Here is a 10,736-nt window from a genome sequence, read left to right as displayed (position 1 = left end):
CCGCGGTGCAGCGCGAGCAGGCGATGGGCCGCTGCGTCGCGATGGTGGGTGACGGCATCAACGACGCGCCGGTGCTCGCGCAGGCCGACGTGTCGTTCGCGATGGGCCACGGCGCGCTGGTCGCCCGCTCGAACGCCGACCTGGTGGTGGTCTCGAACCGGCTGGGCGGCCTGGAAGACGCGCGCGACATGGCCCGCCGCACGGTGCGCGTGGTGCGGCAGAACCTCGCATGGTCGGCGCTCTACAACGCCGCCTGCATCCCGCTCGCGCTGGCCGGCTTGCTGCCGCCGTGGGCCGCGGGGCTGGGCATGGCGCTCAGCTCGCTGCTGGTCATCGCCAACTCGCTGCGCCTGGCGCGCTGAAGCCCGACGATGGACATCCTCTACCTGCTGATCCCGCTGTCGGCCCTGCTGGTGCTCGCGCTGCTCGGCGTGTTCGGCTGGGCGCTGAACCGTGGCCAATTCGACGACCTCGACGACGAGGGCCTGCGGATTCTGCAGACCGACGACCTCGCCCTTGATCAACGTCAACCCCCCGCCGACGTGTCGCTCCAAGAATCACCGTAGAGCAATCATGGTGAAAGAAGAGGCAATCTATGTCGAAGGATTCTGCGGCCTCGCAGCCCGTCTTCAGTGACTGGAGCGTGCGCTGGTTCTCGCTCGCGGCGGTGCTGTGGGGCGTGGTGGGGATGCTGGTCGGCGTGTTCATCGCGGCCGAGCTGACCTGGCCCGAACTGAACCTGGGCATCTCCTGGCTCAGCTATGGCCGGCTGCGGCCGCTGCACACCAACGCGGTGATCTTCGCGTTCGGCGGCTGCGCGCTGTTCGCGAGCAGCTATTACGTGGTGCAGCGCACCTCGCAGGCGCGGCTCTTCATGCCGAAGCTCGCGGCCTTCACGTTCTGGGGCTGGCAGGCGGTGATCGTCGCGGCCGCCGTCACGCTGCCGCTGGGCATCACGCAGGGCAAGGAGTACGCCGAGCTCGAGTGGCCGATCGACATCCTGATCGCCATCGTGTGGGTGTCGTACGCGGTGGTGTTCTTCGGCACGATCGCGGTGCGCCGCGTGCGCCACATCTACGTCGCGAACTGGTTCTTCGGCGCGTTCATCCTGGCGGTGGCACTGCTGCACATCGTCAACGGCGCGGCCATTCCGGTGAGCCTGACCAAGAGCTACTCCGCCTACGCCGGCGTGCAGGACGCGATGGTGCAGTGGTGGTACGGCCACAACGCGGTCGGCTTCTTCCTGACGGCCGGCTTCCTCGGGATGATGTACTACTTCATCCCGAAGCAGGCCGAGCGGCCGGTGTACTCGTACCGGCTGTCGATCGTGCACTTCTGGGCGCTGATCTTCACGTACATGTGGGCGGGCCCGCACCACCTGCACTACACCGCGCTGCCCGACTGGGCGCAGAGCGTGGGCATGCTGTTCTCGCTGGTGCTGCTGGCGCCGAGCTGGGGCGGGATGATCAACGGGATCATGACGCTGTCGGGGGCGTGGCACAAACTGCGCGACGACCCGATCCTGAAGTTCCTGATCGTCTCGCTGTCGTTCTACGGCATGAGCACCTTCGAGGGGCCGATGATGTCGATCAAGACGGTCAACGCGCTCAGCCACTACACCGACTGGACCATCGGCCACGTGCATTCCGGCGCGCTCGGCTGGGTCGGCCTGGTGTCGATGGGCACGCTGTACTTCCTGGTGCCACGCATGTTCGGCCGCACGACGATGTACAGCACCCGGGCGATCGAGCTGCACTTCTGGATCGCGACGGTCGGCATCGTGCTGTACATCGCCGCGATGTGGATCGCCGGTGTGATGCAGGGCCTGATGTGGCGCGCGGTCAACCCCGACGGCACGCTGGTCTACAGCTTCGTCGAGAGCGTGAAGGCGACCTTCCCCTTCTACGTGGTGCGCCTGGCGGGCGGGCTGCTGTACCTGGCCGGCATGCTGATCATGGGCTGGAACGTCGTGAAGACGGCCACCGCCGGCCGCTACCGGCCGGTGCCTGTCCCCGCGCTGACCCCGGCCCACGCCTGAGCCACGGAGCAACCAAATGGCCAACACAAGCAATAACGCCCCCGGCTTCTCGCACGAGAAGATCGAGACCAACAACTTCCTGATGATCGTGCTGATCCTGCTGGTGATCGCGGTCGGCGGGCTGGTGGAGATCGTGCCGCTGTTCTTCCAGCGCTCCACCACGCAGGCGGCGCCGGGCCTCGCGCCCTACACCGCGCTGCAGCTGGCCGGGCGCGACGTCTACATCCGCGAGGGTTGCTACAACTGCCACTCGCAGATGATCCGCCCGTTCCGCGCCGAGACGCTGCGCTACGGCCATTACTCGACGGCCGGGGAGTTCGTCTACGACCACCCGTTCCAGTGGGGCAGCAAGCGCACCGGCCCGGACCTGCAGCGCGTGGGCGGCAAGTACAGCGACGAGTGGCACCGGGTGCACCTGCTCAACCCGCGCGACCTGGTGCCGGAATCGAACATGCCGGCCTACCCGTGGCTCGCCAAGGCCGCGCTGGACCCGGCCGACATGGCCCCGAAGCTGACTGCGCTGCGCCGCGTCGGCGTGCCCTACACCGATGCCGAGATCGCCGCCGCCGGCGAGGCCGTGAAGGGCAGGACCGAGATCGATGCGCTGATCGCCTACCTGCAGGTGCTCGGCACCTCGGTGAAGTAAGGAGCAAGACCCATGGATGTCAACGACCTCAGAAGTGGCGTGACGGTGCTGTCGATGCTGGTGTTCCTGGGCATTGCCGCCTGGGCCTGGTCGCGGCGCAACCAGTCGCGATTCGACGAAGCGGCACGCCTGCCTTTCGAACCGGATGGCAGCGATGAAGGAGATGCGCGATGAGCGACTTCTTCAGCCAGGGCTGGTCGATCTACATCGGCGCGGTGACGCTGCTCGGCCTGCTGGCCTGCCTGGTGCTGCTGTTCATCGCGAGCCGCCGCGAGGTGATGGCCGCCGACAACAGCACCGGCCACGTGTGGGACGAGGACCTGCGCGAGCTGAACAACCCGCTGCCGATGTGGTGGGTGGTGATGTTCGTGCTGACGGTGGTGTTCTCGCTGGCCTACCTGTTCCTGTACCCCGGCTTCGGCAGCAACGCCGGCAGCCTGGGCTGGACCAGCCTCGGCCAGTACGAGCAGGAGCAGCGCGCCGCGCAGGCCGAGATGGCGCCGCTGTATGCGCGCTTTGCCGCGCTGCCGGCCGACAAGCTCGCGGCCGAGCCGCAGGCGATGGCGATCGGCGAACGGCTGTTCATCAACAACTGCGCGGCCTGCCATGGCTCGGATGCGCGCGGCAGCAAGGGCTTCCCGAACCTGACCGACGCCGACTGGCTGCACGGCGGCACGCCGGAGAAGATCGAGGAGACGATCACCGAGGGGCGCCAGGGGATGATGCCGCCGATGGCGGCGGCAATCGGCGGCCCGCAGGAGATCCACGAGGTCGCGCAGTACGTGCTGAGCCTGTCGGGCAGCGCGCACGACTCGACCGCGCAGTTCGGCAAGCAGCGTTTCATGGCCTGTGCCGCCTGCCACGGCATCGACGGCAAGGGGAACCAGGCACTCGGCGCGCCCAACCTCACCGACAAGGTGTGGCTGCACGGCTGGGGCGAGGAGGCCATCACCGCGATGATCAACAACGGCAAGCTGAACGTGATGCCGGCGCAGAAGGAGCGGCTCAGCAAGGAGCAGATCCACGTGCTGGCCTCGTATGTCTGGAGCCTGTCGAACCGGGGCCCTGCGCTTGCGCAGTGACGCGATGGCCGATCCCGAGGTGGGCCACGAGACACGCAACGCCAAGCGGGTGATCCCGATCACGCCGGTGGCCACGGTCTCGCTCTATGCGAGCGAGGCCAAGATCTACCCGCGCGCGGTGCACGGCCTGTTCGCGGCCTGGCGCTGGGCGCTGGTGTGGGCGACGCAGCTGGTGTTCTACGGGCTGCCGTGGCTCGCGTGGAATGGCCGGCAGGCGCTGCTGTTCGACCTGGAGGCGCGGCGCTTCTACATCTTTGGGTTGGTGCTGTACCCGCAGGACTTCATCTACCTGACCGGGCTGCTGGTGCTGAGCGCGTATGCGCTGTTCCTGTTCACCGCGGTGGCCGGGCGGCTGTGGTGCGGCTATGCGTGCCCGCAGACGGTCTACACCGAGATCTTCCTGTGGGTCGAGCGCCACCTGGAAGGCGACCGCATCGCACGCATGAAGCTCGATGCGGCGCCGTGGTCGGTGAACAAGCTGCTGCGCAAGGGCGGCAAGCAGGTGGCGTGGATCGCGATCGGGCTGTGGACCGGCTTCACCTTCGTCGGCTATTTCACGCCGATCCGGGTGCTGGCCGCCGAGGCGCTGCAGCTGGGCTTCGGGCCATGGGAATGGTTCTGGGTGCTGTTCTACGGTTTCGCGACGTATGGCAATGCCGGCTACATGCGCGAGCAGGTGTGCAAGTACATGTGCCCGTACGCGCGCTTCCAGAGCGCGATGTTCGACCATGACACGCTGGTGATCGGCTACGACGAGAAGCGCGGCGAGCCGCGCGGCTCGCGGCCGCGCAGTGCCGATGCGAAAACGCTCGGCAAGGGCGACTGCATCGACTGCACGCTGTGCGTGCAGGTGTGCCCGACCGGCATCGACATCCGCAAGGGGCTGCAGTACGAGTGCATCGGCTGCGCCGCGTGCATCGACGTGTGCGATGGCGTGATGGACAAGATGAACTATCCGCGCGGGCTGATCCGCTATGCGACGCAGAACGGCATGAACCAGGGCTGGACGCAGGCGCAGATGCTGCGGCGGGTGTTGCGCCCGCGCGTGCTGGTCTATGGCGCGGTGATGGTCGCGATCTCGGTCGGATTCGTCGCGAGCATCGCATTGCGCCAGCCGTTCAAGGTCGACGTGGTGCGCGACCGCGGCACGCTGGCGCGCCAGGTGGAAGACGGCCGTGTCGAGAACGTCTACCGGCTGCAGGTGATGAATGCGACCGAAGCGGTACAGCGCTACCGGGTGCGCGTGACCGGCATCGAGCAGGCGACGATCGCGAGCACGCGGGAGGTCGAGGTCGGCCCGACCGAGGCCCGCTGGTTCGCGGTGCGGGTGCAGTTGCCGCCAGAGCGCGCGGCCGCGCTCGGCCCGGGCGCCCACCCGCTGGCCTTCGAGATCGAGCGGATGGGCAGCGAGGCTGCCGCCGAGGTGCACGAGAAATCKACCTTCATGGTGCCTCGCTGAACACGTTCACCCAACGACAAGGAGAAGAGCATGACCCCGACCCGACCGATCGCGCTGCCGTGGTGGCGCTACAGGATGGTGTGGCTGGTGATCAGCGGCCCGGCCGCCGTGGTGGTGGCCGGCGTGGCGACGATGGTGCTGGCGCTGACGCACATCGACCCGGTGCTGGACGAACCGTCGAGTGCCGCGGCGCGCGTGGCAGCGGCCAAGACGCCGGCGGCGCCGGCGCAGCAGGCGCGCAACCATGCCGCGACGCCGGCGCCCTGAGCCTCATCAACCTGCGGGAGCCGCCATGACACGGAGCACCCGTTTCATCACGATCCTGTGGCCGGCCTTCCTGATGGCAGGCGTGCTGGAGATGCTGGTCTTCGTGGTCGTCGACCCGAACGAATTCCAGTGGTTCGGCGGGCCGCTGATCGGCTGGTCGCCGCAAGCGATCTACAGCGTGACCTTCCTGATCTTCTGGGGCGTGATCGCGACGTCTTCAGCGTTGACGGCGTTGCTGTGGGAAGAGGCGCCTTGATCTGAGCGTGCAAAGGCGCGGGTGGGGAGGCTGTGGCTCGCCGGCCGGTGCGGTCTTCGCCCCTGGCGGGGCAAAGACTTCCCTCCGCCGGCTGGTTTCATGGCCCGTCGCCCAAACTCCCTCCGTTCGCTTCGCTCACTGTGGTCAAACAGTGTGCGACAGTCAGTTCACGAAGCGTGCTGCGCACGCGGGCCATGAAACCAGCCAGCTCCGGCGCCCCGTCCTGATTGGCGCTCCACAGCCTCCCCACCCGCGCCTTTGCGGCCACCGCCCGTCTGTGTTTGGGGGAAAAGACTGAAGTGACCGACGAGCGTGCGAGCGTTGGCGCGCTTCGTCGATCACTTCAGTCTTTTCCCCTCAACAAGAGCGGGTGGTGTTGCGCGGCGGGGCGGGTGGCGGGAGGGGCTGGGGGCGACTTCTGGGGCGACGGAGAAGATCGGYTTCGGGGGTGGCGCGCGCCAGCGCGCTTCGTAGACATACTCATCGGCTGTGTTTGACCACAACGAACGAAGTGAGTGGCGGGAGTTTGCCGATGCACCCCCGAAGCCGAGCTTCTTCGTGCAGTCGGCCCGCCAGGGTCGACCGACCCAGCCGAGCCCCCAGCCCCTCACGCCACCCGCCGCGCCGAGCCAAGCAGAAGCAGCCTCAGTCGGAATCCGGCAGCGGCACCTGCACCACCGGCGGCGCCCCGCGAAACACCGCGACGATGTGCGCGTAGACCATGCCGTTCACGTAGAACAGCAGCACCACCATCGCGATGCGGAACACCTTGATGCCGAGCTTCTGCCAGTCCGAATCGTCCATCGCGAGGAACAGGCCCCATGCGATGCCGCTGCCCAGCAGCAGCAGCGCCGCGAGGCCGAGCATGATCCAGCTGAAGATGGCCATCWGGGGTGCGGGAAGTTGGGGTTGAAGGGCGTCACCACGCCGGGGCCAGCGCGGCGAGGCCCGCCGGCGCTTCGCGTTCGTCCTCGAAGCTGACGATCTCGTAGCTCGATGCATCGGCCAGCACCGCGCGCAGCAGCTTGTTGTTCAGCGCATGGCCCGACTTGTACGCGGTGTACGCGCCGATCAGCGGGTGGCCGGCCACCTGCATGTCGCCGATCGCGTCGAGGATCTTGTGCTTGACGAACTCGTCGTCGTAGCGCAACCCATCGGAGTTCAGCACGCGGTAGTCGTCGACGACGATCACGTTGTCCATGCTGCCGCCCAGGCCCAGCCCGCGCGAACGCATCATCTCGACATCCTTCGTGAAGCCGAAGGTGCGCGCGCGCGCGATGTCGCGCTTGTAGTGGCCCGAGCCCATGTCGAACACCACGCGCTGGCCGGTCTGGTTGACCGCCGGGTGGTCGAAGTCGATCTCGAAGGTCAGCCGGTAGCCGCTGTACGGCTCGAGCCGCACCCACTTCAGCTTCGGCCCCTCGCCCTCGCGCACCTCCACCGGCTTCAGGATGCGCATGAAGCGCTTCGGCGMATCCTGCAGCTCGATGCCCGCCGATTGCAGCAGGAACACGAACGATGCGGCCGAGCCGTCGAGGATCGGCACCTCTTCGGCGGTGATGTCGACGCGCAGGTTGTCGATGCCGAGCCCGGCGCAGGCCGACAGCAGGTGCTCGATGGTGTTGACCTTCGGCGCCCCCGGGTCGCCGTTCAGCGACAGCGTGGTCGCCATGCGCGCCTCCGAGATCGACAGCACCGCCACCGGGATGTCGACCGGCGTCGGCAGGTCGATCCGGCGGAACACGATGCCGGTGTCGGGCGGCGCCGGCCGCAACGTCAGCTCGACGCGCTGGCCGCCGTGCACGCCGACGCCGACGGCGCGCGTCAGGGACTTGAGGGTGCGTTGGGCAAGCATCGAACGATTTTAGGTCCGGACGAGCAAACCCAGCGGCCCCCGTGGAACCGGCTTTGCCGGGCCACTGGGGGCGCCCCCTCGAGGGGGAGGCGCGCCAGCGCCTCGGGGGTGGGTCATCAATCCGCCTGCTTGCGCAGGAACGCCGGGATCTCGATCTCGTCCATCCCGTTGCTCGCCAGCGCATCCACCTTCGCCGCGGCCGTGCGGCCGTTGCGCCAGACGCTCGGCACGCTCAGGCTGCTGTAGTCGTGCGCGCCGCCGCCCGGCGGGTTGACCGGCTGCGTCAGCACCGGGATGTTGTCGGTGCCGGTGCGCTGCGCGACCTGCGTGTGGACCACGCTGATCGGCGCAGCCACGCGCTTGGCCGGGCTCAGGCCGGTGGCGATCACCGTGACGCGCAGCTGGTCGCCCAGGCTCTCGTCGTAGGCGGTGCCGTAGATCACGTGCGCATCGTCCGCGGCATAGCGGCGGATGGTGTTCATCGCGTTGCGGCTCTCGCTCAGCTTGAAGCTGCCCTTGCCGGCAGCGATCAGCACCAGCACGCCGCGTGCGCCGGACAGGTCGATGCCCTCCAGCAGCGGGCAGGCCACCGCCGCATCGGCCGCCTTGTGCGCGCGGTCCGGGCCGCTGGCCGTGGCCGTGCCCATCATCGCCTTGCCCGGCTCGCTCATCACCGTCTTCACGTCCTCGAAGTCGACGTTGACCAGCCCCGGGATGTGGATGATGTCGCTGATGCCGCCGACCGCGTTCTTCAGCACGTCGTTGGCATGCGCGAAGGCCTCGTCCTGCGTCACGTCGTCGCCCAGCACGTCGAGCAGCTTGTCGTTCAAGATCACGATCAGCGAATCGACGTTGGCTTCCAGCTCGGCCAGGCCCGCGTCGGCCGCCTTCATCCGGCGGTTGCCTTCGAAGTCGAACGGCTTGGTGACCACGCCGACCGTCAGGATGCCCATCTCCTTCGCGATGCGCGCGATCACCGGCGCGGCGCCGGTGCCGGTGCCGCCGCCCATGCCGGCGGTGATGAAGAGCATGTTCGCGCCCTTGATCGAGTCGCGGATGCGGTCGACCGCTTCTTCCGCCGCGGCGCGGCCGGCCTCCGGCTTCGCGCCGGCGCCCAGCCCGGTGCTGCCGAGCTGGATCAGGTGGTGCGCCGTCGAGCGGTTCAGCGCCTGCGCGTCGGTGTTCGCGCAGACGAACTCCACGCCTTGCACGCCGCGCGAGATCATGTGGTCGACCGCGTTGCCGCCGCCGCCGCCGACGCCGATCACCTTGATCTGCGTGCCCAGGTCGAAGTCTTCGATCATTTCAATGGCCATGGTGTTCTCCAATCCTTGTTGCAGTTGCCGTTCTGGGGTGGGACTCTGATGAGTCCTCGTCTGGTGTGTTGTTGTTCTTCATGGGGGATACCTGCTGCCACGGAGCTCGAGGCCGAGGCTTGCGGATGCGTTTGTCGTCATGCGCGTTCTCCGTGGTGTGTCAGAAATTGCCGAGGAACCAGTCCTTGGCGCGACCGAAAAGCGTCTTCACCGAACCGGCCTGCTGCGCGGCCTTGATGCCGCGCGCACGGCCGAGCCGCGCCTCCTCGAGCAGGCCCATCACGGTGGCCGAACGGGGGTTCGCCACCATGTCGTGCAGCGAGCCGTGGTAGGTCGGGATGCCCTTGCGCACCGGCTTCAGGAAGATGTCCTCGCCGAGCTCGACCATGCCCGGCATCACCGCCGCGCCGCCGGTCAGCACGATGCCGCTGGACAGCAGCTCCTCGTAGCCGCTCTCGCGGATCACCTGGTGCACCAGCGAGAAGATCTCTTCCACCCGCGGCTCGATCACGCCAGCCAGCGCCTGGCGGCTCAGCATGCGCGGCGCGCGGTCGCCGAGGCCCGGCACCTCCAGGTTCTCGCTCGGGTCGGCCAGCAGCTGCTTGGCCACGCCGTACTCGACCTTGATCTCCTCCGCATCCTTGGTCGGCGTGCGCAGCGCCATCGCGATGTCGCTGGTGATCAGGTCGCCGGCGATCGGGATCACCGCGGTGTGGCGGATCGCGCCGTCGGTGAAGATCGCGACATCGGTGGTGCCGGCGCCGATGTCGACCAGCGCCACGCCCAGGTCCTTCTCGTCCTCGGTCAGCACCGCATGGCTGGACGCGCTCGGGTTCAGCACCAGCTGGTCCACTTCCAGCCCGCAGCGCCGCACGCACTTGACGATGTTCTCGGCCGCGCTCTGCGCGCCGGTCACGATGTGCACCTTCACCTCGAGCCGGCCGCCGCTCATGCCGATCGGCTCCTTGACCTCGTGGCCGTCGATCACGAACTCCTGCGGCTCGACCAGCAGCAGCCGCTGGTCGTTCGGGATGTTGATCGCCTTCGCGGTCTCGACGACGCGCGCCACGTCGACCGGCGTGACCTCCTTGTCGCGCACGATCACCATGCCGGTGGAGTTCTGGCCGCGGATGTGGCTGCCGGTGATGCCGGTGTAGACGCGCGTGATCTTGCAGTCGGCCATCATCTCGGCCTCCTTCAGCGCCTGCTGGATGCTCTGCACCGTCGCATCGATGTTGACCACCACGCCGCGCTTCAGGCCGTGGGCCGAGGCGATGCCGAGCCCGGCGACGCGCAGCTCGCCGTCAGGCAGCACCTCGGCCACCACCGCCATCACCTTCGCGGTGCCGATGTCGAGGCCGACCACCAGGTCCTTGTATTCCTTGGCCATGTTTCGTGTCACCCTCTCATTTCCGTCTGCCGGGGGCCGCAGCCTCCAGCGTCGTGGTGATGCCCTTGAGCCGCACCGCATAGCCTTCGTTGTGTCGCAGGTCGGCATAGACCAGCGGCCGCTGGTAGCGCGCGATCACCTGCGGCAGCGTGCCGAGAAAGCGCTCGACGCGTGCCTGCATTTCCTCATCGGTGCCGCGGCCCAGTTCGACCTCGGCGCCGCTGTCGAACTCCGCATGCCACGAGCCGCGCCCGCTCAACGACAGCGCATCCATCTCCAACTCGTGCCGCGCGAACAGCGGTGCGAGCCGGCGGTACATCGCGAGCACCTGGCCCGAACTGCCGTCCGGGCCGGCCAGCGTCGGCAGCCGGTCGTCTTCCACGTCGCCGAGGTTGGCCTCGAACACCTCGCCCTCGGTGTTGACCAG

General features: G+C 67.9%; 14 protein-coding genes. 9 read left to right on the top strand and 5 right to left on the bottom strand.

Features of this window, described 5'->3' with window-relative positions:
* The 9 genes from AC1D1T_RS25330 to AC1D1T_RS25290 form a co-directional block, all read left to right on the top strand.
* A partial coding sequence (locus AC1D1T_RS25330) for an HAD hydrolase family protein (protein ID WP_477992709.1) occupies positions 1-362 on the top strand: 362 nt, incomplete at its 5' end.
* Positions 363-371: 9 nt separating this feature from the next.
* Positions 372-566 (top strand): cbb3-type cytochrome oxidase assembly protein CcoS, encoded by a 195-nt coding sequence (gene ccoS, locus AC1D1T_RS25325; protein WP_047505057.1) that lies wholly within the window; start codon positions 372-374, stop codon positions 564-566.
* Positions 567-595: 29 nt separating this feature from the next.
* A complete protein-coding gene (ccoN, locus tag AC1D1T_RS25320) occupies positions 596-2,038 on the top strand; it encodes a cytochrome-c oxidase, cbb3-type subunit I (protein ID WP_477827238.1) in 1,443 nt (480 codons plus the stop codon).
* Positions 2,039-2,054: 16 nt separating this feature from the next.
* Positions 2,055-2,684 (top strand): cytochrome-c oxidase, cbb3-type subunit II, encoded by a 630-nt coding sequence (ccoO, locus tag AC1D1T_RS25315; RefSeq protein WP_477827239.1) that lies wholly within the window; start codon positions 2,055-2,057, stop codon positions 2,682-2,684.
* Positions 2,685-2,696: 12 nt separating this feature from the next.
* The gene (locus AC1D1T_RS25310) at positions 2,697-2,858 is read left to right on the top strand and encodes a cbb3-type cytochrome oxidase subunit 3 (RefSeq protein ID WP_477827240.1); all 162 of its coding nucleotides are present in this window, start codon (positions 2,697-2,699) and stop codon (positions 2,856-2,858) included.
* On the top strand, positions 2,855-3,766 hold the full coding sequence (gene ccoP, locus AC1D1T_RS25305; RefSeq protein ID WP_477843932.1) for a cytochrome-c oxidase, cbb3-type subunit III: 912 nt from the start codon (positions 2,855-2,857) through the stop codon (positions 3,764-3,766). The genes AC1D1T_RS25310 and ccoP overlap by 4 nt, the downstream gene beginning before the upstream one ends.
* Before the next feature lie 4 nt (positions 3,767-3,770).
* Complete coding sequence (ccoG, locus tag AC1D1T_RS25300) at positions 3,771-5,225, top strand: cytochrome c oxidase accessory protein CcoG (RefSeq protein ID WP_477843930.1); 1,455 nt, start codon at positions 3,771-3,773, stop codon at positions 5,223-5,225.
* Positions 5,226-5,255: 30 nt separating this feature from the next.
* Complete coding sequence (locus AC1D1T_RS25295) at positions 5,256-5,492, top strand: hypothetical protein (protein ID WP_477829678.1); 237 nt, start codon at positions 5,256-5,258, stop codon at positions 5,490-5,492.
* Between the two features lie 25 nt (positions 5,493-5,517).
* Positions 5,518-5,748 carry a hypothetical protein gene (locus tag AC1D1T_RS25290; protein WP_477843928.1) on the top strand — a complete coding sequence of 77 codons (231 nt, stop codon included), beginning with the start codon at positions 5,518-5,520 and terminating at the stop codon, positions 5,746-5,748.
* 645 nt (positions 5,749-6,393) lie between these two features.
* On the opposite strand, the gene AC1D1T_RS25285 is transcribed toward AC1D1T_RS25290, so the two are convergent.
* The 5 genes from AC1D1T_RS25285 to AC1D1T_RS25265 all read right to left on the bottom strand — a co-directional run.
* Positions 6,394-6,636 carry a hypothetical protein gene (locus tag AC1D1T_RS25285; RefSeq protein WP_047505750.1) on the bottom strand — a complete coding sequence of 81 codons (243 nt, stop codon included), beginning with the start codon at positions 6,634-6,636 and terminating at the stop codon, positions 6,394-6,396.
* Positions 6,637-6,667: 31 nt separating this feature from the next.
* Positions 6,668-7,603, bottom strand: coding sequence for a UDP-3-O-acyl-N-acetylglucosamine deacetylase (gene lpxC, locus AC1D1T_RS25280; RefSeq protein WP_477992708.1), 936 nt, complete (start codon positions 7,601-7,603; stop codon positions 6,668-6,670).
* Between the two features lie 116 nt (positions 7,604-7,719).
* Positions 7,720-8,919: a cell division protein FtsZ gene (ftsZ, locus tag AC1D1T_RS25275; RefSeq protein ID WP_047505983.1), complete on the bottom strand. Its 1,200-nt coding sequence runs from the start codon at positions 8,917-8,919 to the stop codon at positions 7,720-7,722.
* 160 nt (positions 8,920-9,079) lie between these two features.
* Positions 9,080-10,309 carry a cell division protein FtsA gene (ftsA, locus tag AC1D1T_RS25270; protein WP_047505746.1) on the bottom strand — a complete coding sequence of 410 codons (1,230 nt, stop codon included), beginning with the start codon at positions 10,307-10,309 and terminating at the stop codon, positions 9,080-9,082.
* A 16-nt stretch (positions 10,310-10,325) separates the two neighbouring features.
* Positions 10,326-10,736, bottom strand: a 411-nt coding sequence (locus tag AC1D1T_RS25265) for a cell division protein FtsQ/DivIB (protein WP_477992707.1), incomplete at its 5' end; no start/stop codon positions are given.

It is taken from the genome of Rhizobacter sp. P2_H3, from assembly GCF_056403355.1.
The sequence above is the reverse complement of the archived record's forward strand: the minus strand, read 5'-3'. Positions and strand labels throughout refer to the sequence as shown.